20 protein-coding genes, 2 rRNA genes and 1 pseudogene are annotated in these 23,406 nt (G+C 73.6%); 5 read left to right on the top strand and 18 right to left on the bottom strand.

The features are described 5' to 3' along the window. Positions 1–312: 312 nt before the first annotated feature. A complete protein-coding gene (locus tag ACGFSC_RS19620; RefSeq protein WP_359909944.1) occupies positions 313–549 on the top strand; it encodes a hypothetical protein in 237 nt (78 codons plus the stop codon). Here ACGFSC_RS19620 and ACGFSC_RS19615 read toward each other — a convergent pair. The 6 genes and pseudogenes from ACGFSC_RS19615 to ACGFSC_RS19590 form a co-directional block, all read right to left on the bottom strand. Next, entirely contained in the window at positions 495–1,208 is a 714-nt protein-coding gene (locus ACGFSC_RS19615; protein ID WP_359909940.1) for a DUF6099 family protein, read from the bottom strand. The genes ACGFSC_RS19620 and ACGFSC_RS19615 overlap by 55 nt on opposite strands. A 293-nt stretch (positions 1,209–1,501) precedes the next feature. Next, a pseudogene (locus tag ACGFSC_RS19610) lies at positions 1,502–1,837 on the bottom strand (nucleotide pyrophosphohydrolase); the annotation flags it as partial. Between the two features lie 8 nt (positions 1,838–1,845). Beyond that, a complete protein-coding gene (locus ACGFSC_RS19605) occupies positions 1,846–3,309 on the bottom strand; it encodes an ATP-binding protein (protein ID WP_359909937.1) in 1,464 nt (487 codons plus the stop codon). 145 nt (positions 3,310–3,454) lie between these two features. Beyond that, positions 3,455–4,294: a putative RNA methyltransferase gene (locus ACGFSC_RS19600; protein ID WP_359909934.1), complete on the bottom strand. Its 840-nt coding sequence runs from the start codon at positions 4,292–4,294 to the stop codon at positions 3,455–3,457. A gap of 175 nt (positions 4,295–4,469) precedes the next feature. Further along, positions 4,470–5,324 (bottom strand): alpha-L-glutamate ligase, encoded by an 855-nt coding sequence (locus ACGFSC_RS19595; RefSeq protein ID WP_359909931.1) that lies wholly within the window; start codon positions 5,322–5,324, stop codon positions 4,470–4,472. Next, positions 5,321–6,250, bottom strand: coding sequence for an ATP-grasp domain-containing protein (locus ACGFSC_RS19590; RefSeq protein ID WP_359909928.1), 930 nt, complete (start codon positions 6,248–6,250; stop codon positions 5,321–5,323). The genes ACGFSC_RS19595 and ACGFSC_RS19590 overlap by 4 nt, the downstream gene beginning before the upstream one ends. 237 nt (positions 6,251–6,487) lie before the next feature. On the opposite strand from ACGFSC_RS19590, the gene ACGFSC_RS19585 reads away from it, so the two are divergent. Continuing rightward, on the top strand, positions 6,488–7,336 hold the full coding sequence (locus ACGFSC_RS19585) for a GNAT family N-acetyltransferase (RefSeq protein ID WP_359909925.1): 849 nt from the start codon (positions 6,488–6,490) through the stop codon (positions 7,334–7,336). Positions 7,337–7,465: 129 nt separating this feature from the next. Here the strand turns inward: ACGFSC_RS19585 and ACGFSC_RS19580 are convergent, their stop codons facing one another. From ACGFSC_RS19580 to ACGFSC_RS19565, 4 genes are all read right to left on the bottom strand, one after another. Next, positions 7,466–7,894 carry a fic family toxin-antitoxin system, toxin component gene (locus tag ACGFSC_RS19580; protein WP_359909922.1) on the bottom strand — a complete coding sequence of 143 codons (429 nt, stop codon included), beginning with the start codon at positions 7,892–7,894 and terminating at the stop codon, positions 7,466–7,468. After that, the gene (locus tag ACGFSC_RS19575; RefSeq protein ID WP_049659744.1) at positions 7,891–8,127 is read right to left on the bottom strand and encodes a toxin-antitoxin system HicB family antitoxin; all 237 of its coding nucleotides are present in this window, start codon (positions 8,125–8,127) and stop codon (positions 7,891–7,893) included. The genes ACGFSC_RS19580 and ACGFSC_RS19575 overlap by 4 nt, the downstream gene beginning before the upstream one ends. A gap of 161 nt (positions 8,128–8,288) precedes the next feature. Beyond that, on the bottom strand, positions 8,289–10,943 hold the full coding sequence (locus ACGFSC_RS19570) for a collagenase (RefSeq protein WP_359909919.1): 2,655 nt from the start codon (positions 10,941–10,943) through the stop codon (positions 8,289–8,291). 162 nt (positions 10,944–11,105) lie between these two features. Next, positions 11,106–12,056 carry a LysR family transcriptional regulator gene (locus tag ACGFSC_RS19565; protein ID WP_359909916.1) on the bottom strand — a complete coding sequence of 317 codons (951 nt, stop codon included), beginning with the start codon at positions 12,054–12,056 and terminating at the stop codon, positions 11,106–11,108. A 396-nt stretch (positions 12,057–12,452) separates the two neighbouring features. Here ACGFSC_RS19565 and ACGFSC_RS19560 point away from each other — a divergent pair, with 396 nt between their 5' ends. Next, positions 12,453–12,647: a hypothetical protein gene (locus ACGFSC_RS19560; protein ID WP_359909913.1), complete on the top strand. Its 195-nt coding sequence runs from the start codon at positions 12,453–12,455 to the stop codon at positions 12,645–12,647. A gap of 118 nt (positions 12,648–12,765) precedes the next feature. On the opposite strand, the gene ACGFSC_RS19555 is transcribed toward ACGFSC_RS19560, so the two are convergent. Further along, on the bottom strand, positions 12,766–14,115 hold the full coding sequence (locus ACGFSC_RS19555) for a class I SAM-dependent RNA methyltransferase (protein WP_359909982.1): 1,350 nt from the start codon (positions 14,113–14,115) through the stop codon (positions 12,766–12,768). 371 nt (positions 14,116–14,486) lie between these two features. Beyond that, positions 14,487–16,562 (bottom strand): APC family permease, encoded by a 2,076-nt coding sequence (locus tag ACGFSC_RS19550; RefSeq protein ID WP_380546579.1) that lies wholly within the window; start codon positions 16,560–16,562, stop codon positions 14,487–14,489. Positions 16,563–16,810: 248 nt separating this feature from the next. Here ACGFSC_RS19550 and ACGFSC_RS19545 point away from each other — a divergent pair, with 248 nt between their 5' ends. After that, on the top strand, positions 16,811–17,479 hold the full coding sequence (locus tag ACGFSC_RS19545; protein ID WP_359909907.1) for a TrkA family potassium uptake protein: 669 nt from the start codon (positions 16,811–16,813) through the stop codon (positions 17,477–17,479). After that, positions 17,479–18,150, top strand: coding sequence for a TrkA family potassium uptake protein (locus ACGFSC_RS19540; protein WP_359909904.1), 672 nt, complete (start codon positions 17,479–17,481; stop codon positions 18,148–18,150). Before ACGFSC_RS19545 ends, ACGFSC_RS19540 begins: the two co-directional genes overlap by 1 nt. Before the next feature lie 92 nt (positions 18,151–18,242). Here ACGFSC_RS19540 and ACGFSC_RS19535 read toward each other — a convergent pair whose 3' ends face one another. The 6 genes from ACGFSC_RS19535 to ACGFSC_RS19510 form a co-directional block, all read right to left on the bottom strand. Then, positions 18,243–18,965, bottom strand: coding sequence for a DUF3159 domain-containing protein (locus ACGFSC_RS19535; RefSeq protein WP_359909901.1), 723 nt, complete (start codon positions 18,963–18,965; stop codon positions 18,243–18,245). Between the two features lie 2 nt (positions 18,966–18,967). After that, complete coding sequence (locus ACGFSC_RS19530) at positions 18,968–19,375, bottom strand: OB-fold nucleic acid binding domain-containing protein (protein WP_359909898.1); 408 nt, start codon at positions 19,373–19,375, stop codon at positions 18,968–18,970. A gap of 65 nt (positions 19,376–19,440) precedes the next feature. Next, entirely contained in the window at positions 19,441–20,121 is a 681-nt protein-coding gene (locus ACGFSC_RS19525) for a response regulator (protein ID WP_049657530.1), read from the bottom strand. Between the two features lie 119 nt (positions 20,122–20,240). After that, on the bottom strand, positions 20,241–22,832 hold the full coding sequence (locus ACGFSC_RS19520) for a sensor histidine kinase KdpD (RefSeq protein ID WP_359909895.1): 2,592 nt from the start codon (positions 22,830–22,832) through the stop codon (positions 20,241–20,243). 283 nt (positions 22,833–23,115) lie between these two features. Then, positions 23,116–23,232 (bottom strand): 5S ribosomal RNA (gene rrf, locus ACGFSC_RS19515). An 81-nt stretch (positions 23,233–23,313) separates the two neighbouring features. Beyond that, positions 23,314–23,406: ribosomal RNA gene (locus ACGFSC_RS19510) — 23S ribosomal RNA — on the bottom strand; the annotation flags it as partial.

Raw genomic sequence — 23,406 nt, 5'->3', positions numbered from 1 at the left:
ACGCCGCGCTCCGCATCATCGGTCGCATCCCCGCTCCGCGACGCCCGGGGCCCGCTCCGCAACGCGCCCGGGGCCGTTCCGCGCCTAGCCGAGGCGGCACCGCGACGGCAACCCCGGCTCACCCGGGAGGCTTACCCCGCAGCGGAGTTGGACCGCATCGGGTGGTGTCCGGGTGACGGCGTCCGGAGCGGTTCGTTGGGTGCTACGGCGGGGGTGGGTGCCCCGGTGGCGGGCGACTGCCGCCTCCCGCCGTGCGGTCCGAGCCACCGTCGGCCGCTCCACACCGCACCACCGATGCGAAGAGGTCCCGTCATGTCCGAACCATCTGCCACGCCGCAGTTCCCGAGCAGCCCGACGGGCTCGGCCGACGGCACCTCGGCCGGACCCGCCAGCCCCAAGAGCCTGCTGGAGCAGATGCAGGAACTGCTCGCCTCCGTCTCCGCGGACCTCGCCGAACTCCAGGGCTCCGTCCCCGGGAGCGCCGACTCCACCGCCTACCCGACCGGCACGGACACCTCCGAGACCTCGGACACGCAGGGCACCCGGTAGCCCTCCACCGGTTCCTCCTCGGCCGGCCCGCCCTCACCGGGCGGGCCGCCGCCGGAGGGCGAGCCGCCGCGGCTCCCGGCACCGGCGCCGCTACCGCCCGACGGAGCGGTGTCGCCCGGCGGGCCGAGCCGGACCACCAGTAACGGCGCCCCGCCGCCGACCTGCTCCCGCTCCCGCTCGGCCCCACCGAGCGCCGCGGGCTGCGCCTCCCCGGCCCGGACCGCCGCCTCACGCAGCCGTACGGTGAGGTCCTTGCACTCCGACACCGCGTCCACACCGTCGATGCACGTCCAGTAGAGGCTCTCGGTGTCCGCCCCGCAGGCGAGCACCACCAGCGTCTCGCCGACGTCCCGGAGCAATCCGTCCAGCGCCCCCAGGGCCGGCGCCAAGTCCCCCAGGTCGGTGAGCCGCGCGGCCCGGCCCCCGCTCACCAGGGCGGCCCGGACGACGGAGCGGTCCAGGCAGACCGCCGCGTGCGCCCCGGCCTCGGACAGCTGCTGCCCCAGCCCGGTCAGCTCCTCGTCCTCCGACTCCGCCAGCCTGGCGCCCACCGCCTCGGTGAGCAGCGCGGCCTGCCGCGCCTCGGCCAGCACGTCCGGTACGTGCCTGGCCTCGGCCAGGGCGTGCCGGGCCGTCTTGATCAGTCGCAGCGCCTCCATGGCCACCGCTCCCCTCGCTCGCTGTCGCCGTCGACCCGGGCCGCCGGGAGGGGCGGTCCGAGGGGTGACGGCTGGTCACGGCGAAAGCGTGCGAGGAAGAGCGCGGACGCGCATCCACGGTGTCAGAAGCTGTGGAAAAGTCGGGGGCTGTGGATGAATTCCTTCCCTCACAAGGGTTGGTCGTCCACGTCCGAGTTGACGCCGAGCACATTTTCATCGGCGCCGACCACGTGTTCACCGGCGCCGACCGCGTTTTCCCCGCCGGCGACCGCGTGCTCACCGCTGTCGACCGCGCCCTCCGGCGCCGGGAAGCGGAGTTCGTTCCGCTCGATCTTGGCCGCCAGGGCCTCCAGCGGATCCACCCCGACCGCGGTGCAGAACTGCAGCAGGTACGCCAGCACGTCCGCGACCTCGTCGTGCACCCGGTGCGCGCGGTCCGGGTCGGACATCACCGCGCCGGCCTGCTCGGGCGTCAGCCACTGGAAGATCTCCAGCAGCTCCCCCGCTTCCACGCTCAACGCCGCCGCCAGGTTCTTCGGGGTGTGGAAGGGCTCCCACCGCCGGGCCGCCGCGAAGTCCACCAGCCGCTGCCGCAAGGCCTCAACGGTGGGCTCCGCCGGCCCCGTCACTCGTTCGCTCACCCCTCCAGGTCTACCGCATCAAGACCCGCCGCCCCACCGTCCACCGGAAACGCCCCGCTGCCGGCCGGAGCTCCCGCGAGCCCGGCCGGCCCCTCCGACGCCCCCGCCGGCCCCTCCGTCAACCCCGCCGCCGACCGGCCCGCGCCCGCCGCGGCCCCGTCGTCGGCCCCGTCGTCGGCCCCGTCGCCGGCCCCACCCCCGGCGTCCCCGGCCTCCCCCGCCGCCTCCCCGCGCCCGCCCTGGACCGGCACCCGCGCCGTCTCCGTCCGCAGCACCGTGAACCCCGAGTCGGGATCCCGCCGGCACTCCACCAGCACCATCCCGCCCCCGGGCGTGCCGCCCAGCACCTCCCGCGCCGCCGCCGGCTCCTGCAGGGCCGCGACCACCCGCAGCTGGCGGCGCTCCGCCATGTCCCGGGCCAGCCGCAGCAGTGTGGCGGCCTGCTCCGCGGAGAGCCCCGCGCCCAGGTCCTCGGCCAGCACCGTGAGCTGCCGGTGCGCCCAGGGCACCTCGGCGGCCACGTCGAGGTCGAGCACCCCGGCCCCGGTCAGCAGCACCGCGGCGAAGGCGAGGTGGCGCAGCATGCCGTCGGAGGCCTGGTCGGCCCCGGTGCGTCCGAGGACGCCCTCGTCGAAGACGGCGAGGACCTTCCGCACGCCCGCGCTCTCCCGCTCGGCCAGGGTGAGCCCGAGCAGCGGGTGCGGCGCGGCGGACTGCACCGCGCGCAGCAGCTGCCCGTACCGGCGCGGGCACTCGTTGCTCAGCCGGGCGACGACGGCGGAGATGTTGGCGGCGTTGCCGCGCAGCCGGGCCTGCGGGTCGGCCCGGGCCCAGCCGCGCATCAGTGCGGGGACGGGGTGCAGCGGGAAGACCTCGCGCAGCGCCGTGAGCAGGTCCTCGGTGGCGGCGAGGACGAGGCACTCGCCGGCCGACGAGCCCGCGACCCGCAGCGGCAGCTGCGCGGTGATCATCGTGCCGCTGGGGAACGGCGCCCGGATGTCGCCCTGGCGGGTGTCGTTGTGCCAGCAGACGTTGACCCGCCGGTTGCGGACGTCCTGCTCCCCGGTGTCCATCAGGGTCCGGCCGTCGAGGGTGAGCGACTCCCGGGCGATCCGGACCGGGCCGTCGGTGCGGATCACCACGTCGAGCCGGATCAGGCCGTGCGGCGAGCGGACGGTGCAGCCGAGGATGATCGCGTCCCGCCCGTGCGGCACGCACCCGTCCAGGCCTCCGCGGACGGCCTCGGCGAGCGGACCGGTGCGGTCGGGCAGCCCGTCCAGCGAGTCGGCGATCTCCTCGCCGAGGGCGAGCCGGGAGAGCACGGCCAGCGCATCGAGGGCGTTGGACTTGCCGACCCCGGCGGGCCCGTGCAGCACGGTGAGGGGCGCGAGCGGCAGCACGGCGCGCCGGTAGGACTTGAACGAGGTGAGCCGGAGCTCCTCGACGGTGGGGCGCGGCACGGGCGGCCGGTCGGGCCGTGGGGCGCCCGTTCGGAGGTGGGACGGCCCTGCGGGCCTGGTGGCGTCGCGGTTCACCTGTCGGACGTTAGCCGCAGGCCGACCGGAAGAAACGTGCCTGCGCGGCAGATTCATCCCAACGTGGCGCTCAGCGCCGGTACGCGGCCACCGTCACCGAGGCCGTCACCTCGACCGGCTCCGGCAGTTCCGCGAGCGCGGCACCGAGCCGCTCCGGATCGGTGTGCCAGGCGCTCGGCCCCATGCCGACGACGGTGCGCACGTCCTGCGGGCCGAGCCGCAGGGTGAACTCGACCTCCCGCCGCCCGGCGGGCTCCAGGTACGGTCCGAGCTTCTCGTCGATCCGCCGCTGCTTCTCCTCGTCCACCGACAACAGGCCTAGTGCGTCGACGAGTTCGCGCAGGTGGCGGGCGGTCGGCGAGACCAGCAGCAAGGTGCCGCCGGGGCGCAGCACCCGGCGGATCTCGGGCCCGTTGCGCGGGGCGAACACGTTGAGCATCAGCTCGGCCGAGGCGTCCCGCAGCGGCAGCGGGCGCCAGGCGTCGCACACCACGGCGCCGATCCGGGGGTGCGCCTTGGCGGCGCGGCGCAGCGCGAACTTGGAGATGTCCAGGGCCGCGCCGACCGTGCCGGGCAGGGCGTCCAGGACGTGCGCCAGGTAGTGGCCGGTGCCGGCGCCGAGGTCGGCGACCAGCCCGCCGGGCTCACCGGCGACGACGGCGGAGGCCGCCCGCGCCAGCGCCTCGGCGATCGGCCGGTAGTGCCCGGCGGCGAGGAAGTCCGCGCGGGCCGCGACCATCTCGGCGGTGTCCCCGGTGCCGGTGTGGGCGTCGCCGGCGAGGAGGCTGACGTAGCCCTGCTTGGCGAGGTCGAAGCTGTGCCCGGCCGGGCAGCGCAGGCTGCGGTCGTGCCGGGTGAGGGCCTGCGCGCAGTGCGGGCAGGCCAGGTAGCGCTCGATGTCCTGGAGCAAGGTTCCGTCTTCTCTCGCCGTACGCCCCGGCCGGTCGGGGCGCCAGCCAGCCTAACGACCCCGACGGACCCGCGCCCCGGGCCGCCACCCCGGCCCGGCGCCGACGGGCCCACGGCCCCGGCTACCACCCCGGCCCGGCGCCGACGGGCCCACACCCCGGCCACGTCTGCCGGCCCTACCCCACGCCCCTCCCGAGTCCTGCGAGCGCCCGCCCCGCGGGGCCCCGCCGCGCGCGGTCCTGCCCCGCTCGCACCGGCCCCCGCTGCGCCCCGACCCGCAGCGCCAGCGCCACCAGAGCCTCCGGCGCGCCGGGGCGGCCGCGCACTCCGGGAAAGGCGTTGACGTCCACGATGACCGGCTCGGCGGGCCCGTCGAGCAGGTCGACCCCGTACACGTCGAGCCCGAACACCTCGCCGACGCGCAGCGCGAGCGCGGCCCGCGCGGCGGACGGCTGCCAGTCCTCCGCCCGCCCCGACTTCCCCGTGCCGGTGGCGAGCTCGGACTGCCGCCGGGCCGCGAACACCTGTCCGTCGACCACCCACAGCTTCTGGTCCCAGCCCGTCCCCGGGACGAACGGCTGCGTGACGACCGGCTCCTCGGGCCAGCGCTCGGCGAGTTCGCGCAACCGGGCCGGGCCGTCCACCCGGGCGACCAGGTCGTGCCGCCTGCTGTGCCGGCTCTTGACCACGAACGGGTAGGCCGGATCGGCGAGTTCGCCCAAGCGTCCGGCCGCGTCCGTGGCCGCGAAGGGCAGCCCGGCGGCGCGGGCGAGGTCGGCCATCCGCACCCGGTCCTGGCACAGCCCGGTGGCCGCCGCCGAGTTGACCACCGGCACGCCCCGCCGCTCCAGCTCCGCGGCCAGCGCCAGCGCCTGAGGCGTGCGGGCCTTGAGCAGGCAGACGTCGGCGAGCCCGGTCACGGGCCCGGCGGGCGGGACGACCGCCACCTCGTGCCCCCGGCGCACCAGCAGTTCGGCCGCCGAGGCCAGCACCGGATGCCCCGGGTCGCCGGTGATCAGTCCGACTTTCACAACAACTCCCCCTCACCGAAGCCGAGTTGACCGTAGGCGTCGCCGCCCGCGGGCACCAGCTCGACCGGCCCCCCGGGCACCAGTTCGGCGGGCCCGCCCGGCACCGACACGGCCGTCCCGCTGCGCGCGAGCCGCAGCACCGCCCGGGAGACCCGGGCCACCGCGTCCGGCACCTGCCGGAAACTCGGGAAGTCGTTGACGTCCACCACCACCGGCCCGTCCGGCCCCAGCAGCACGTCGACCCCGTACAGGTCCAGCCCGAACACCTCGCCGACCTGCGCCACGATCCGCGCGACGCTCCCCGGCAGCGGCACCTGCCGTTCGCGCACGCCCTGCCCCGGGTGCAGCGGGGAGGAACGTTCCGTCGCGAAGAGCTCGCCGTCGACGCAGTACACCTTGAGGTCGGTCCCGGAGTTGGGCACGTACGGCTGGGCGATCAGCAGCCCCTCCCCCGCCAGCTCAGGCCCGACCTCCAGCAGCTGGTCGGGGCTGCGCACCAGCCGGACGGCGCGCCCGGAGCTGCCGTCGGCGGGCTTGACCACGAGCGGGTACTCGGCGGCCGGGATCTCCGCCAGCCGTTCCCAGCGCGCGGCCGCGTACGTCACCGGTACGGGCAGCCCCCGGGTGCGGCCGATGACCGCGGCGAGCGCCTTGTCCCGGACCCCGCGGATCGAGCGCACGTCGTTCACCGTGGTGAGGCCGACGGCGGCGGCCGACTCCAGCAGGGTCAGCCCGGGCCCGCCGGACACGGTCTTGAGCACCCAGGCGTCGTGACTGCCGGCCCGGACCTCCTCGGAGATCGCCAGCAGCGAGTCCCCGGGGCGCAGCACGTCCACCCGGTGTCCCCACGCCGTGAGTTGGCGTGCCACGTCGAGCGGCATGCCGTCGTGCCGGTAGTGTTCCTCCACCAGAAAGCAGAGCCTCATGGGCCTGTCTTCCCCCTTGCCTCGCCTAGTGCAGACGTCCGCCGTCCCCCTCGGCAGAGCTGTAAAGCCTTCAGCATGCACGCTGTGTTCGCACAAGATCGCTGCGAGCGGGTAAGCGTTCGGCAACAATCGGCCCCCGGGGAGACGTCGAGGGGCACCGGGAGGGCGGCGAGGGCCCTGGGACGTGCCCCGGAAATCCGGTGGCACCGCGTCACAGCCCCTGCTTGGATGCACGCCGTGACCCCTGTTGATCATGTTCCCGACCGCCCCCTGCTCGACGAGATCGAGCGCTACTACGACGCCGTGCCGCGCAGCGCCGCCCGCACGGAGGACTTCGGACCGCTGACCCTGTTCGTCCGCGACGGGGGCGGCTGGCCGTACTACGCCCGCCCGGCCCTCGGCCACGGCGGCCCGGCCGCCACCGCCGAGGACGTCCGCCGGGTGCTGGAGCGGCAGCGGGAGCTGGGCGTCCCGGAGGCCTTCGAGTGGGTGGCCGAGCAGACCCCGGAGCTGCGCGCGGCGGTCGAAGCGGCGGGCCTGACGGTGCACGAGCACCCGCTGCTGGTGCTGGGCCCGCAGGACGAAGCGGCCCCGGCGCCCGAGCTGCCGGAGCCGGTGGAGGTCCGGGTGCTGGCGCCGGACGCGCCGGAACTGGCGGCCGCGCTCGCCGTCCCGCACCTGGCCTTCGGCGATCCGGGCACGGCCGTCGGCCCGACCGGTGCGGCCGAGCTCGCCACGGCCGCGGCGCGGCTGACGGCCGACGGCACGGCGGAGCAGGTCGCCCGGCGGATCGCCGCCGGCACCACCGTGCTGGCCGCGGCCCTGGAGGACGGCACGGCCCTGTGCGCCGGCCAGCACAACCCGGTGGGCCCGGTCACCGAGGTGGCCGGGGTGGGCACGCTCCCGTCCGCGCGCCGCCGCGGGCTGGGCCTGGCGGTCACCGCGGCGCTGGTCGCGCACGCCCGGGCGAACGGGGTTCGGACGGTGTTCCTGTCCGCCGCCGACGAGGACGTCGCCCGGATCTACCGCCGGGCCGGCTTCCGCACCTTCGCGACGGCCCTGATCGCGGAACCCGCCGCCCAGTAGGAGCCCGCCCAGTAGGAGCCCGCCGCCCAGTAGGAGCCCGCCCAGTAGGAGCCCGCCGCCCAGTAGCGGCCCGCCCCTCAGCGGCCCCGCCGCCCGGCGCCCCGGGGGCCCGGCCGAGGACGGCGCCGATCAGTCGTCGTCCTCGTCCTCCTCGTCCGCCCCGGTGACCTCCTCCCCTTCCGCCTCGTCCACCATCCAGGCCGCCAGCCGCTCGGCGACGCCCGACACCCCGAGCCGCCCCTCGCGGATGGCCCGGGAGAGGCTGCGCACCTCGCGGGCGGTGGTGGCAATGGTGCAGCCGCTGGCGACCAGGTAGGCGTAGGCGACGGCGGTCGCGAAGAGTTCGTTGGTCTTCTCCAGGGCGGGCACCCGGATCAGCTGGTGCATCAGCGCGGCGGCGCGGTCCTGTGGTTCGGGGTAGACCGCGATGTCGAATATCTCGGCCTGGTGGCGGGTGACGGCCGCGAGCAGCGAGCCGTAGTCGGTGACCTGCGGGTCACCGGGGGTGTACTGCTCGGCGGTCATGAGCAGCCACGAGAGGTCGACCTCCAGCTTCAACGGCGCACGTCCTGGAGGTCGCCGGGCTCCCCGAACTCGGCGAGGAAGGCCGACTCGTACTCCTTCATGAACTGCGCGGCCGCGTCCACGAAGGCCCGCCCGGACTCGCCCATGTCCTGTTGGACCAGGCGCTCGATGTACTGGTTCATGGAGATCCCCTGCTGCTCCGCCCGTTCCCGGGCCATCTCGGCGGTCGTGGCGTCGACCCGCACGTTCAGCTGCTTCTTACCCATGCCGTTCAAGCTAGCGCTCAAGTGCTAGCACAACAAGGGCGCGTGCACACCGCCCGCACACCTGCCGCACGCCCCCGCGCAACCTCGCCGTCACCGGGACGCCGAACGGCCGGGCCCGCGGCGGCTGCCACGGACCCGGCCCGCGCCGGAAGGGAGGCGGATCAGAACTGGGTGCTGACGGTCACCCCGCTGAAGTCGGTGTTCGCGTAGAGGCTCACGTAGCGGTAGCCCGCCGTCGGGTTGGTCACCGTGATGCTCTGGGTGGTGCCCGGGTTGGTGGACGAGGCGGTGTACGCGCTCGGCGAGGCCCAGGTGCTCTCGTTGTAGTACAGGGAGGCGGTGCCGGTGCCCCCGGAGGTGGTGATCCTCAAGGTGCTGGTGCCGGCCGGCAGGTAGACGTACAGGTAGTCCAGGTTGCCGGCGGTCGCCGCCAGATCGGCCCGCGAGCAGTTCTTGCCGAGCGCGTCGGTGCGCGGGTCGGTGCAGGCCGGCGGGGTGGTGGGGCCGCCGCCTCCGCCGGTGGTCACGGTGACGGAGGTCGGGGTGCTGGCGGTCCTGCCGGTGTCGTCGGTGACGGTCAGCGCGACGGTGTAGGTGCCGGCGGCCGCGTAGGTGTGGCTCGGGTTCTGCTGGTCGGACGAACCGCCGTCGCCGAAGGTCCAGTGCCAGGCGGTGATCCGGCCGGGGCCGGTCTGGACGGACTTGTCGGTCAGGGTGACGGTCGGGCCGTTCACGGTCTGGCCGAACAGCGCGGTCGGGCCGGCCGCGTAGCAGGCGCCGCCGGCACAGGCGTCGAGCCAGGCGTCGAAGTCGGCGTCGTAGCCGGTGCCGATGCCGTTGTAGACCGCGTAGCCGCCCTGGTAGTCGCCGGTGCGGAAGTGCGCGAGCACGGAGTCGATGTCGGCCGGGTGCTTCTCGAACATGTACCGGACCGCCAGGTAGCCCCACGGGTAGGTGCGCACGGTGTCCGAATTGCCGTACGTGTTCTGGAAGATCGTGCTCAGCTTGTACGTGTGCCTGGCGGCCTCGGCCATCGCCTGGGTGTCGGTGGTGCCGCGGTAGGCGTAGGACTCGTACTCGGCGACGCCCTCGATCCACCAGATGTCCGGGACGGAGATCTCGGTGGAGAAGTTGCCCTTGAGGTCGTAGATGTTGTCCAGGTAGTGGGTGTACTCGTGGTTGAGGTTCCACACGTTGGCGGTGAAGCCGTCGTTCCAGGACTTCTGGTACATCACGCACACGGCCCGGTTGTTCGGGTCGGTCGGGTCCATGACGGTCTGTCCGCCGTTGTCGGTGGAGTTGTTGAAGATCGCCCAGGAGTAGGTCAGGTAGTCGGCCTGGTTGGCGAAGACCGCGAGGGTCAGCTCCTTGTCGTACTGGCCGGGGATCGGACCGTTGTCCTTCACCAGCTTGTGGAAGAAGGTGTCCTCGCCGCGCAGGCTGGCGCAGACCGCGGACAGGTCGGCGGGCGGGAGCGTCTCGGTCAGGATGGTGCGGTTGTCGCAGACCAGCTGGTTCGGCAGCACCGCGGCGGTCAGCTTGGCCGGCAGGTCGCAGGTGCCGTAGTACGAGCACTGGCCGGGGTCGAAGCTGTTGGCCTGGTACGCGGTGTGGACGTACAGCGGGCCGGTGGCGCCGGTGATCCGGGCGCCGTCGAGGACGGCCTTGACCTTGCCCTTGACCGCGGCCTCGACCGCCGGGCCGTCGCCGGCCATCCGGCCGAGGTCGTTGCCCGCGTTGACGTCCAGGTAGGCGTTGGCGGTGCCGAGCAGGTCCTTGTGGTTCAGGGCGAAGTCGCCCAGGGTGGCGCCGATGCTCGGGTCCGCGGCGACCGCGCTGACGAAGTCGGGGTTCCAGTTGCCCCGCCACAGCGGAGCGGAGAGCACCGCGTTGACCGCCTTGAGCATCTTCGGGAAGGCGTTGTACGAGTTGTCGTACGACGTCAGCACCTGTTTGTAGACGCCCAGGTAGCTGCCCTGGAGGTTGGCGCTGTCGGTGAGCACCAGGACCTCGTTGAGCACGGTGCCGTTGCCGTCGCTCACGTCGGTGCGGTGCGGCGCGGCGAAGAACGCGTCCAGGGCGGCCTTGGAGGCGCCGGTCAGGGCCGCGTCGTACGGGCCGACCGCCCCCGCGTTGTTCGACTGCACGTACCAGCCGGCCCGCTGGAAGAGCACGAGTTGCAGGATGCCGGTCGAGTTGTCGCCGGTGTAGCCGCCCGCCGCGTTCTGGAAGGCGTTGGCGACGGTGAGCATCTTCGCTTCCTTGAAGACGGCGCCCGCGTCCGTGCCGGTGACGTTGAACAGCGTGTTGACGCAGTCCGGGGTCGAGGCCTCCAGGAAGGAGACCAGGTCGGCCCCGCTGCGGCTGCCGAAGTCGGCCGGGGTGCAGCTCTGCGCGGTGGCGGCCGCGGCGGCGGCACCGCGGGCGGCGAGGGGCTGCTTGACCGGGGACGTCTTCAGCCCGGCCGGGCGCTGCGCGGTCTGCACGGCGGTGCCGGCCGGCTGGCCCATCACGAGCTGCCCGAGCAGCGCCGGGGGCAGCGGCTTGGCGACGGGGGCGGGTTCCTCGGCCGCACGGGACTGCTCGGCCGGGTCGACCGTGAGGAAGGCGCCGAGCGGCTTCGGCAGGGCGGAGCCCGGGTCGGCCGCCGGGGCGCCGGCCGCGGGCCGGGCGCCCGACCCGGAGGCGGCCGGGCCGGAGGCGGCGGAAGCGGCCGGGGCGGCGAAGGCGGCCGTGGCGGGCAGCAGCGTGGCGGCGGCGCAGCAGCCGGCGACGAGGCCGGCCAGCAGGGTGGGGAGTGGTATCCGTGGGCGCACTGGTGGGTCCTTCTCCTGTGGGGGGAGGCGCTGGGAGGACTGCCGAGGCGTTGGGGGAACGCGTCATGATCCTGCCAGCGGCGGAGGGTCAGAACAATGTCACAGGTCATATGACATAGCCCTGCCCGGCCATAACACCGCCCGCCGCGGCCGCCAAGGGCGCTAAGGCCGGTACGTCCGTGCGGCCCACGCCTGGAAGCCCGGCGCCGCCGCGATCAGGTCCCGGTACGCCGCGGCGGCCGCCCCGAGCAGCGTCTCCACCACCTCCCCGCCCACCCCGGCCGGCCGCCAGACCAGCAGTTGCCGGACCCAGATCGGCGTCCCCGCGAGCGGCTTGACCACCACCTCGGCGAGCGGCCGGGTGGTGGCCTGGACGACGGAGATGCCGAGCCCGGCGGCGATCATCTCCTGGAGCTCCAGCCGGCCGCCGAGGAACTCGTGGACGGTCGCCGGGGCGAACCCCGCCGCGGCGCAGGCCCCGTGGAACACGCCGTGCCAGCCGGCCCCGTCGTCGGGGGTCAGGAACCACTCCTCCTCCGCGAGGTCCGCCAGCGCCACCTCGGTGCGGTGCCGCAGCCGGTGGCCGGCCGGCAGCGCGACGAAGACGGGCTCGGTGACGATGCCGCGGTGCGCGACGGACGGCGCGTGGCGCAGTTCCCGGCCCGGGTAGTCCACGGCCACCGCGGCGTCGGCCTCGTCCCGCTCCAGCAGCTCGACGATGTCGGAGGAGCGGTGGACCGACGTCAGGGTGAAGCGCTGCCCGGGCCGTTGGTGCCGCGCCCTGGTGACCAGTCCCGGCAGCAGCGGCGAGTTGGTCGCCGCCAGCCGCAGCTCGCGCGGGACGGGCCCGGCCGGGGCCTCCGGGCGGCGGCCCAGGCCGTCGGCGCGGGTGAGCAGCTCCCGGGCCGCGGCCACCACCTCCGCCCCGAAGCCGGTCGGCGCGACGCCGACGGTGGTGCGTTCGAACAGCGGGGCGCCCAGGTGGCGCTCGATCCGGCGCAGCTGGGTGCTGGTCGCCGGCTGCGAGGCGCCGAGCAGGACGGCGGCCCGGCCGACGCTCCCGGTGTCGGCGATCGCGCACAGCACGCGAAGGTGCCGCAGCTCCAGCTCCATGACGCTCCCCCTCCCGCACCCGGCCGGCCCCGGCCGACGGCGTGGGGCGGCTGCCGTCACGGGCGGTGCGACGGCGCACCGGCGCAACGGCGCAACGGCGCAACGGCACACCGGTACAACGGCACACATCACATGTCAGCGGCTCACCTTCGCCCCGGGGAATGACCTCGTCAAGCCCTCTCCCGGGGCCCGACGGCCTTGCGCGCACCATCTTTTACCAGCGCATTGCCGGCACCTGACCTTCCGCCCGGTCCGGGCCGCCCGCGCCCGCTCCGCCCCGCCCCCCGCCCCGCCCCACCGGGAGGGGCGGGACTTGAAGACCGACCCGCCGTCCGGGAGGCTGAAGACCCCCCTGCGTTCCCCCGAGCGGGCGCCGACCGGTGCGGAGGCCTACCGATGACAGCCATGTTCGACCAGGAGCTGCGCGAGCAGCTCGCCCAGGCCCGCCGGGACCTCGCGGCGGCCCGGGCCGAGGAGGACGCCGACGGCGTCCAGGCGTACGAGGGCCGGGTCGCCGCGCTCCTGCGGCTCGCCGCCCAGCACGGCATCGACCTGCCGCACAGCGTCGACGAGGAGGAGCACAACGGGTAGCCGGCCCCGGACGCGGCAGGAGGCGGCCACCCCGAACGGGTGACCGCCTCCTGCCGTGACTCCCGACGCCCGGGATCAGCCCGGGGCCAGCCCAGGATCGGCCGGGCTCAGCCGGGGATCACTGCCCGACCGGCTCCAGGATCGCCACGCACTCGAAGTGGTGGGTCATCGGGAACAGGTCGAAGGCCCGCAGCGACACCGGCCAGTAGCCGCCCTCGCGGAAGAACTTCAGGTCCCGCGCGAGCGCCGCCGGGTCGCAGGCCACGTACGCGATCCGGCGCGCCTCCAGGCCGACCAGGTGGGCGACGGTCTCGCGGCCGGCGCCCGAGCGCGGCGGGTCCAGCACGACCAGGTCGGTGGCGGTGATGCCGGTGCGCGGCAGCAGCGTCTCGACCCGGTCGCACTCGATCTGCACGTTGTCCAGCGCGGCCAGGTTGTGCCGGGCGTCGACCACGGCCTGCTTGGCGGACTCGATGCCGAGCACCGCACCGTCCTCGCCGACCCGGTCGGCCAGCGCGCCCGCGAACAGGCCGACGCCGCAGTACAGGTCGAGCGCGTTCTCGCCCCACTGCGGGTCCAGCCCGTCCAGCACGGCGTCGACCAGGGTGTCCGGCGCCTCCGGGTGGATCTGCCAGAAGCCGCCGTTGCTGATCCGCCAGGTCCGCCCGGCGGCCCGCTCGCGCACGAAGCCGCGCCCGTGCACCTTGTGCACGTCGCCCTGCTCGTCCACCCGGGCGATCGACACCGGCTTGTCCAGCTCGACCAGCGGCAGCTGGGCGCCCGGCCGCGGGGTGAGCACCACCTGGCGGTCCGAGGAGCCGGTCGCGGCGATCACCTCGACGCTCGCCACCCCCGGCCAGTCGCGGGCCTCGATGCCCAGCTCGGTGACGCCCTCGGCGGCGATCAGGCAGCGGTCCACCGGCTGCACGTCGTGCGAGCGGTGCTTGCGCAGGCCGACCTTCCCGGTCCCGGCGTCGACCGCGTACTGCACTCGGGTGCGCCAGGCCGGCACCTGCCCGGCCGGAAGCTTGCCGCCGACCGGCTCGACGCTGCCGTCCCAGCCCGCCTCGGCCGGGGTGAGCCCGGCGAGCTTGGCCAGCTGCTCGGTCAGCACCGCCGCCTTGAGCTTGCGCTGCCCGCCCGGGGTGACGTGCTGCCAGTCGCAGCCGCCGCACTTGCCCGGACCGGCGAACGGGCAGGGCGCCTCGATCCGGTCCTTGGACGGCTCCAGCACCTCCACCGCGTCGGCCCGCAGGAACCGCGAGGTGGTGGTCCCGTCGGTCACCAGTGCGACGACCTTCTCACCGGGCAGCGCGTGCCGCACGAACAGCACCCGGCCCTCGTGCCGGGCCACGCAGTGCCCGCCGCCGTGCGCGACCGGGCCGACCTCGACCTCGTAGCGCTGCCCGACCAGCGGCTCCCCGGACGGCGTCTCGGGCCGCGACGGCCGCGCGGCACCGGCGCGCAGCGCCTTGGGCGGCCGCACCGCCTGCTTGCGCGGCGCCTTCCGGCCGGCCCCGGCAGCGCCCTTCGGCGCGTCCTGGGCGGCACCCTTGCCGGCGCCCTTCGGCGCGCCCTTGCCGGAGGCCTTGCCCGCGGACGTCTTGCCGGCGGACGTCTTGCCCGCGGCGCCCTTGCCGGCGGCCGGCCCGGCGGGCTCCCGGTCCTCCCGCTCGCCCGGGACGATCGGCGCGGTGCGCGCGGTGAGGCCGTCGCGGTCGGTGGCCTCCGGACGGGCCGGCCGGCCCCAGCGCGGCCGGGAGACCTGCCCGGGCTGGGAGCCGCCCCGGCGGGCGCCCTTGCCGGAGGAGCCCGAGGAACGGGGCGGAGTGTTGCGGGTCACTGGGAGGAGTCCTTGCTGCGGTCGGAGGTGTCCCCGGCGTTCGAACCGGTGGAGACGGAATCCTTCGACTTTACGGCCTTCGGCGCGCGTGGCTCGCCACGCCGGACGGCACCCGGCGCCGACCAGGCCTTCTGCGGCTTGCGCCGCTCCGAGGACTCCAGCTGCCACGGTACCGAAGTGACCATCACACCGGGCTTGAACAGCAGCCGCCCCTTGAGGCGCAGCGCGCTCTGGTTGTGCAGCAGGTGCTCGTACCAGTGGCCGACCACGTACTCCGGGATGTAGACCGAGACCACGTCCCGCGGGCTGCTGCGCCGCAGGTTCTTCACGTAGTCCAGCACCGGCCCGGTGATCTCGCGGTACGGCGAGTCCAGCACCTTGAGCGGCACCTCGATGCCGCGCTCGTCCCACTCCCGCCGCAGCGCCGCGGTGTCCGCCGGGTCGACGTTGACCGTGACGGCCTCCAGCGTGTGGGCCCGGGCCAGCCTGGCGTACGCCAGGGCGCGCAGCGCCGGCTTGTGCAGCTTGGAGACCAGCACGATGGCGTGCACCCGGGTGGGCAGCACCACGTCGTCCGGCTCCTCGGCGGCGATGAGCTCGTCGGAGACCCGGTCGTAGTGCCGCCGGATGCCCTTCATCATCACGAACAGCACGGCCATCGCGGCGATCGCGATCCAGGCGTGGCTGATCTTGGTGACCAGGACGACGATCAGCACGGCCATGGTCATCACCAGGCCGAAGGCGTTGATCGCCCGGCTGCGCTGCATGTGGCGGCGCTTGGCCGGGTCGGTCTCGGTGCGCAGCAGCCGGGTCCAGTGCCGGATCATGCCGGACTGGCTCATGTTGAAGGCGACGAAGACGCCGACGATGTAGAGCTGGATCAGCCGGGTCGGGTCGGCGTCGAAGGCGAGGATCAGCAGGATCGCGGCGATCGCCAGCAGGATGATGCCGTTGGAGAAGGCCAGCCGGTCACCGCGGGTGTGCAGCTGGCGCGGCAGGTAGCGGTCCTGGGCGAGGATCGAGCCGAGCACCGGGAAGCCGTTGAAGGCGGTGTTGGCGGCGAGCACCAGGATCAGCCCGGTGACGGCCGCGACGAAGTAGAAGCCGGGCGTGAAGTTGTTGAACACGGCCTCGCTGATCTGCGCCAGCGCGGTCTTCTGGTGGTAGTCCGGCGAGGTGCCGACGAGCTGTTCGGCCGGGTTCTCGGCCATCTGGACACCGGTCAGCCGGGCCAGCCAGATGATGCCCATGAACATCACGACGGCGATGCTCGCCATCATCAGCAGCGTGGTGGCCGCGTTCTTGCTCTTGGGCTTGCGGAAGGCCGGCACGCCGTTGGAGATCGCCTCGACACCGGTGAGCGCGGCACAGCCCGAGGAGAACGCCTTCAGCAGCAGGAACACCATCGCGAAGCCGGCCAGCGAGTCGTTGCCGGGAGTGGCGGCGAGGTGGAACCCGGCGCTCTCGGCGGGCATGTCCTGGCCGAGCACGAAGTGCCGGAACACCCCGTAGCCGACCATCCCGATCACGCCGACCATGAAGGCGTAGGTGGGAACGGCGAAGGCGCTCCCGGACTCGCGCACGCCTCGCAGGTTCATGCCCATCAGCAGCACGACCACGATCACCGACAGGACCGGTTCGTGGCCGCGCAGCGCGGGCACCGCGGAGACGACGTTGGCGACGCCCGAGGTGGTCGACACGGCCACGGTGAGCACGTAGTCGACCATCAGGGCGCTGGCGACCACCAGACCGGCGGCCGGACCGTGGTTGACGGTCGCGACCTCGTAGTCACCGCCACCACTGGGGTAGGCGTGCACGTTCTGCCGGTACGAGGCGACCACGGCGAGCATCACGATCGCCACGACGACGCCGATCTGCCAGGAGAAATGGATCGCCGAGGCGCCCGCGATGGAGAGGGTGAGCAGGATCTCCTCGGGGGCGTACGCGACCGAGGAGAGCGCGTCCGAGGCGAACACGGGCAGCGCGAGCCGCTTGGGCAGAAGCGTCTCGCCCAGCTTGTCGCTGCGTAGGGCGCGCCCGATCAGGATGCGTTTCGGAAGGTCAGTCGGCATAGGCACGTTAAGGAATCGTAGGGGCTCCCCGGTCAAGGCTCCGCCGTTTGTCCCCCCCTTCGTCGCGACTGCGTTCGGTGGACCGGCTAGCGTGTCGGATACGAGTCGGCGGGCAACACTCTGGTTGTCGAGCGTTGCCGGGTCGGCGCCCCCACGAGGAACCTCGTCCCGGACGACCGGGCGGGAAACGGAGCTGAACGGTGTTTGCGCAGGTCAAGGCCCCTTCGGGACGGGTGAGGTAAGCGCCGGTGCACATCGTGATCATGGGCTGCGGCCGCGTGGGCTCCGCCCTCGCCAGAGCCCTGGAGAAACAGGGCCACTCGGTGGCCGTGGTCGACCAGGACCCGACCGCGTTCCGCCGGCTGGGCGCCGGGTTCAACGGCCGCCGGGTCACCGGCGTCGGCTTCGACCAGGACACCCTGCGCGAGGCGGGCATCGAGGAGGCGGGCGCCTTCGCCGCGGTCTCCAGCGGCGACAACTCCAACATCATCGCCGCGCGGGTGGCCCGGGAGAACTTCGGCGTCGAGAACGTCGCCGCCCGGATCTACGACCCCCGCCGCGCAGAGGTGTACCAGCGCCTGGGCATCCCCACCGTCGCGACGGTCCGCTGGACCGCCGACCAGATGCTGCGCCGACTGCTGCCGAGCGGCGCCGAGCCGCTGTGGCAGGACCCGAGCGGTGGCGTGCAGCTCGCCGAGGTCGCGTACGACCCGCGCTGGATCGGCCACCGGATCAGCAGGCTGGAGGAGGCCTCCGGCACCCGGGTGGCGTTCGTCACCCGGCTCGGCGAGGGAATGCTCCCCTCGCCGCAGATGGTGGTGCAGGAGGGCGACCTGGTGCACGTGATGCTGCGCCGGGCCGACCTGACGGCCGTCGAGGCCGCGTTCGCGCAGGGACCGAAGGAGGAGGGTCACTGATGCGGGTCGCCATTGCCGGTGCCGGTGCCGTGGGCCGCTCGATCGCGGGCGAGCTGCTGGAGAACGGCCACGAGGTCCTGCTGATAGACAAGAACCCCAACTCCATCTCGGTGGAGCGGGTTCCGATGGCGGAGTGGCTGCTGGCCGACGCCTGCGAGATCACCTCGCTGGACGAGGCCGCGCTCCAGCGCTGCCACGTGGTGATCGCCGCGACCGGTGACGACAAGGTCAACCTGGTCGTGTCGCTGCTCGCCAAGACCGAGTACGCGGTGCCGCGGGTGGTCGCCCGCGTGAACAACCCCAAGAACGAGTGGCTCTTCAACGAGTCCTGGGGCGTGGACGTCGCCGTCTCCACCCCGCGGCTGATGTCCGCGCTGGTCGAGGAGGCGGTCAGCGTCGGCGACCTGGTCCGCCTGATGCGCTTCAGCCAGGGCAACGCCAACCTGGTCGAACTGACCCTGGCCTCCGACACCGAGCTCGTCGGCATCCGGGTCGGCGACGTGGCCTGGCCGCAGGACACCGCGCTGGTGACCATCATCCGCGAGGGCCGGGTGCTGGTGCCGGGCAAGGACGACACCCTGGAGGGCGGCGACGAGCTGCTCTTCGTCGCCGCGCAGGAGCGCGAGGAGGAGCTGGAGCAGCTCCTCTCGGCGACCTCGGGCGCCCAGTAGCCCCGCGGGCACAGCGGAAGGGCCCGCACCCCTCGTCGGGGTGCGGGCCCTTCGCCGTGTTTCGCACCGGCCTCCCGGCCGGCCGGAGGCGGCTACTTCGCCGGCTCCTCCTCGTCCAGCTGCGCCTTGATCGGCGGCGGCGCCTTCAGCAGGATCTGCCAGGTCACGTACATCGCCAGCAGCATCGGCGGGATGCCGAGGGCGACCTTCAGCCAGCCCAGCAGGTTGACGTTGTGGGTGAAGTACAGCGGGAAGAGGATCACCGGCTTCAGGCCCATGATCAGCACCCAGGCCCAGGTCGCCTTGGTGTAGGCGGCCAGGCGGCCCGGGTTCTCCTTGCGCCAGGTGAACATCTCGCCGGTGATCGGGCCGAGCATCACCCCGATCATCGGCCAGCGCGCCAGCGCGGAGGCCGCCAGCGCGATGCAGTAGCCGACGTTCCAGAGCAGGCCGGGCAGGTAGAAGTCCTCGGCCTTGCCGCTCTTCATCGAGATCCAGGCGCCGAGGGCGACACCGAACACCCCGCTGAAGGCGTGCTGGATGGTCTGCCGCTTCGCCAGCCGGGCCACCACGAACAGGGCGCTCAGGCCCAGCGCGGCCCAGGCCGAGGTGCTGACCTGGTGGGTCAGGTTGTAGGTGACGATGAAGACCAGGCCTGGCAGCGTCATGTCGATCATGCCGCGCACGCCGCCGAAGGCCTGGAGCACGGTGTCGGCGGCCTCCTTGGAGGCGGCCCTGCGGGCGGCCTCCGCGTCCGCGGGGTCGACGGCCAGGTCGAGCTGGGCGGCGGCCTCGCCGCCGGGCTGGTTGCTCACGCTCATTCGCTCCCGTGTCCGACCGGACGCAGCTCATAGCGGGGGTTGAACAGCACGCGGCGCCCGCGTGCGTGACCGATGCGGCCGCTGGCGACCAGCCGGCGGCCGGGCTCTATCCCGGCGATCGAACGGCGGCCGAGCCAGACCACGTCCAGCGCCTCGGTACCGTCGAAGAGTTCGGCCTCCAGGGCGGGCACACCCGCCCGGGGGCGCAGCGTCACCGTGCGCAGCGTTCCCGCGACGGTGACCAGATCGCGGTCCCCGCAGCCGGCGATCGGCGTGCAGCCGGACTCCGCGGCGATCTCCTGACGCAGCTCCTCGGCGTCCAGCTCCTCGGCCGAGGAGGTCAGCCGGCTGAGCATGCGGCGGAACCGCCCCTGCGGCTGGCCGCTGCTGTTGTCACCACTCATGTCGGAAGGGTACCGGGTTCCGGCCCCCCGGCGGCAGGTCGCTCGACCGCCGGGGGCCGCCGGGGTCAGCTCTCGAACCGGTATCCCATGCCCGGCTCGGTGATGAAGTGGCGCGGGTGCGAGGGGTCGCGTTCCAGCTTGCGGCGCAGCTGGGCGAGGTAGACCCGCAGGTAGTTGGTCTCGGTGCGGTACGCCGGGCCCCACACCTCCTGCAGCAGCTGGGTCTGGCTGACCAGCCGCCCGGCGTTGCGGACCAGTACCTCCAGCAGGTGCCACTCGGTCGGGGTGAGGCGGACGTCGGCGCCGTCCCGGTTGACCTTCTTGGCCGCGAGGTCGACGGTGAAGGACTCGGTGACGACCAGCGAGTCGGCCTCCCCGGCCACCGGCTCGGCCCGCCGCACGGCGGCCCGCATCCGGGCGAGCAGCTCGTCCATGCCGAACGGCTTGGTGACGTAGTCGTCGGCGCCGGCGTCCAGGGCCTCGACCTTCTCGTCCGAGGCGTGCCGGGCCGACAGCACGATGATCGGCACCCGGGTCCAGCCGCGCAGGCCGCGGATCACCTCGACCCCGTCCATGTCGGGCAGGCCCAGGTCGAGGACGACCACGTCCGGATGGCGGGCCGCGGCCAGCTCCAGGGCGCTCGCGCCGTCATGGGCCGCGTCCACCTCGTACTTGCGGGCCTTGAGGTTGATCACCAGCGCGCGGACGATCTGCGGTTCGTCGTCCACGACGAGGACCCGGGTCATGTGCGGGCTCCGCCTTTCGGGGCTGTCTGACTTACGGACTGGGGACTGGCTCTACGACTTTCGCTGCGGCGCGCGGCCCCGGGGAGGGGCGCCCGGCCCGGCCGGTGCGCCGCCGGTTCTCAGGTGATCAGCTCCGGGAGCGGACCGCCACCCTCGCCGCCCGGCTCCCCCGTTTCGGGCGGCCGGTCGACCACGGGCAGGCTGACGACCATGGTGAGGCCGCCGCCCGGGGTGTCCTCGGCGGTGACGGTACCGTCCATCGCCTCGACGAAACCGCGCGCCACCGCGAGTCCGAGGCCCACCCCGGCACCGCGCGGCGCGTCCCCGTACCGCTGGAACGGCGCGAAGATCTTCTCCTTCGCCTCTTCCGGCACCCCCGGGCCGCGGTCCACGATCCGCAGCTCGACCCGGGCCGGCCGCCCCGGCTGCCGCAGCTCGTCGGCCTTGACCAGCACCTTGACGCCGTCCGGGCTGTACTTGACGGCGTTCTCCACCAGGTTGGCCAGCGAGCGCTCCAGCAACCCGCCGTCGGCCCGGACCATCGGCAGCGTCTCCGGCACCTCCAGCCGGACGGACTCCAGCGGCACCCCGCCGAGCGCGAACGGCACCACCTCGTCCAGGTCGGTCTCCTGGATCAGCGGGGTGACGGTACCGGTCTGCAGGCGGCTCATGTCGAGCAGGTTGTTGATCAGGTGGTCCAGCCGGTCCGCCCCGGCCTCGACGCCGGCCAGCAGCTCGGCCTCGTCCTCCGGGTCCCAGTCGACGTCGGCCGAACGCAGCGAGCTCACCGAGGCCTTGATGCCCGCCAGCGGGGTGCGCAGGTCGTGCGAGACCGCCGCCAGCAGAGCCGTCCGGATCCGGTTGCCCTCGGCCTCCCGGCGGGCCTCGGCGGCCTCCCGGGCCAGCCGGCGGCGCTCCAGCACCACGGCGGCCTGCGCGGCGAACGCCCCGAGCAGGCGCCGGTCCGCCCCGGGCAGCACCCGGCCGCGCAGCACCAGCGCCAGGCTGTCGCCGACCGGGACGTCCACGTCGGCCTCCTCCGGCCGCTCCGGCGGCCGCGGGCCGGCGGTGGCCACCGGCACCCAGGGCGCGAGCGGATCGGGCCGCTCCAGCAGCGCGGCGCTCTCCTGCCCGAAGGTCTCCCGCACCTGTTCCATCAGCGCGGTGAGCACCCCGTCGCCGTTGGGCGCGCCGCGCAGCACCGTGCCGGCCAGCGCGCTGAGCGTCTGCGCCTCGGTCTGGCTGCGGGCCGCCTGCTGGGTGCGCCGGGCCGCGAGGTCCACCACCGACGCCACCGAGATGCCGACGATGGTGAATATCGCCACCGCCATGATGTTCTGCGGCTCGTTGATGGTGAAGGTGTGCAGCGGCGGGGTGAAGTAGTAGTTCAGCACCGAGGAGGCGACCAGCGCCGAGCCGATGGCCGGCAGCAGCCCGCCGACCAGCGCCGCGCACACCGTCAGCGACAGGAACAGCAGCATGTCGGTGGAGAGCCCCAGCCCGCCGATCGCGGTCAGCACGATCGCCAGCACCGGGGGGCCGACCAGCCCGATCAGCCAGCCGGCGACCGTCCGGGTACGGCCCAGGTCGGTGATCCGGCGGACCGGTATCTTGCCGCGCCGCCCGTGCCCGGCGTGCTCGTGGGTGACCATGTGGACGTCGATGTCCCCGGCCTCCCGGGTCACCGTGGTGCCGACGCCCGGCCCGTACAGGTACTGCCAGGCGGGCCGCCGGCTGGTGCCCAGCACGATCTGGGTGGCGTTCACGCCCCGCGCGAAGTCCAGCAGCCCGCCGGCCGGGTCGTCGCCGAGGACCGCGTGGAAGGAACCGCCGAGGCTCTCCACCAGCACGCGCTGCTCGATCAGCGTCTGCGGCGAGCCCGAACCCACCAGCCCGTCCGAGCGGGAGATGTGCACGGCGAGCAGCTCACCGCCGGAGACCCGGGCGGCGATCCGGGCCGCCCGGCGGATCAGCGTCGCCCCCTCGGGCCCGCCGGTCAGGCCCACCACGATCCGCTCCCGGGCCTGCCAGGTGCCCTCGATGCCCTGCTCGGCCCGGTACTTCTGGAGGTACTCGTCCACCCGGTCCGCGGTCCACAGCAGCGCCAGCTCGCGCAGCGCGGTCAGGTTGCCCGGACGGAAGTAGTTCGCGAGCGCGGCGTCGATCTTCTCCGGCGCGTACACGTTGCCGTGCGCCAGCCGCCGCCGCAGCGCCTGCGGGGACATGTCCACCAGCTCGATCTGATCCGCCCGCCGGACCACCTCGTCCGGCACGGCCTCGCGCTGGCGCACCCCGGTGATGCCCTCGACCGCGTCGCCGAGCGACTCCAGGTGCTGGACGTTGACGGTGGAGATCACGTCGATCCCGGCCGCCAGCAGCTCCTCGACGTCCTGCCAGCGCTTCTCGTTGCGGCAGCCGGGGACGTTGGTGTGGGCCAGCTCGTCCACCAGGGCCACCTGCGGGCGGCGGGCGAGGACGGCGTCCAGGTCCATCTCGGAGAAACGGGCGCCGCGGTGCACCACCTGCTGGCGCAGCACCACTTCCAGCCCGGCGACCATGTCCGCGGTCCGCCGGCGGCCGTGGTCCTCCACGAACGCGACCACGACGTCCGTGCCACGCTCCTGGCGCCGGTGCGCCTCGGCGAGCATGGCGTACGTCTTGCCGACCCCGGGGGCTGCCCCGAGGTAGATGCGCAGCCTGCCTCGTCCCATGAGCACCATTCTTGATCCGACCGGCCCGGAGGACACCCCCGGACACCTGTTCCCCTTGCCTTCGAGACTACGGTGTGCGACGCGATTTTCCGCTGATCAGTGCGCTGATCAGGCGGTTTTAGCGGCATATTGACGGTGGACCAGCCACTCGGCGGGGGTCGCCCGGGAGGGTTCGGAGGCACCGGAGCCGGCCTGTCGGGCCCGTCCGGACCGTCCGGACCGTCCGGACCGGAAATGCGAAAAGCCCCTGATCCGAGTGGATCAGGGGCTTTTCTGAATAATTGTTCGGCGGCGTCCTACTCTCCCACAGGGTCCCCCCTGCAGTACCATCGGCGCTGTAAGGCTTAGCTTCCGGGTTCGGAATGTAACCGGGCGTTTCCCTCACGCTATGACCACCGAAACACTATGAAACTGTCACCGCACACCCGACAGGATTCGGGCGGGTCGTTGTTTCAGAACAACACAGTGGACGCGAGCAACTGAGGACAAGCCCTCGGCCTATTAGTACCGGTCAACTCCACCCCTCACAGGGCTTCCATATCCGGCCTATCAACCCAGTCGTCTACTGGGAGCC

It is taken from the genome of Kitasatospora sp. NPDC048715 (genome assembly GCF_043198905.1).
Taxonomy (GTDB): domain Bacteria; phylum Actinomycetota; class Actinomycetes; order Streptomycetales; family Streptomycetaceae; genus Kitasatospora; species Kitasatospora lactacystinica.
This window is presented reverse-complemented; position numbering and strand designations above follow the sequence as displayed.

Coding starts and splice junctions, on each gene's coding strand:
- ACGFSC_RS19540 (WP_359909904.1), top strand. CDS start 17,479: ATGCGGGTCGCCATTGCCGGTGCCGGTGCCGTGGGCCGCTCGATCGCG.
- ACGFSC_RS19530 (WP_359909898.1), bottom strand. CDS start 19,375: ATGAGTGGTGACAACAGCAGCGGCCAGCCGCAGGGGCGGTTCCGCCGC.
- ACGFSC_RS19565 (WP_359909916.1), bottom strand. CDS start 12,056: ATGGAGCTGGAGCTGCGGCACCTTCGCGTGCTGTGCGCGATCGCCGAC.
- ACGFSC_RS19575 (WP_049659744.1), bottom strand. CDS start 8,127: ATGGGTAAGAAGCAGCTGAACGTGCGGGTCGACGCCACGACCGCCGAG.
- ACGFSC_RS19615 (WP_359909940.1), bottom strand. CDS start 1,208: ATGGAGGCGCTGCGACTGATCAAGACGGCCCGGCACGCCCTGGCCGAG.
- ACGFSC_RS19550 (WP_380546579.1), bottom strand. CDS start 16,562: ATGCCGACTGACCTTCCGAAACGCATCCTGATCGGGCGCGCCCTACGC.
- ACGFSC_RS19520 (WP_359909895.1), bottom strand. CDS start 22,832: ATGGGACGAGGCAGGCTGCGCATCTACCTCGGGGCAGCCCCCGGGGTC.
- ACGFSC_RS19620 (WP_359909944.1), top strand. CDS start 313: ATGTCCGAACCATCTGCCACGCCGCAGTTCCCGAGCAGCCCGACGGGC.
- ACGFSC_RS19590 (WP_359909928.1), bottom strand. CDS start 6,250: ATGAGGCTCTGCTTTCTGGTGGAGGAACACTACCGGCACGACGGCATG.
- ACGFSC_RS19560 (WP_359909913.1), top strand. CDS start 12,453: ATGACAGCCATGTTCGACCAGGAGCTGCGCGAGCAGCTCGCCCAGGCC.
- ACGFSC_RS19525 (WP_049657530.1), bottom strand. CDS start 20,121: ATGACCCGGGTCCTCGTCGTGGACGACGAACCGCAGATCGTCCGCGCG.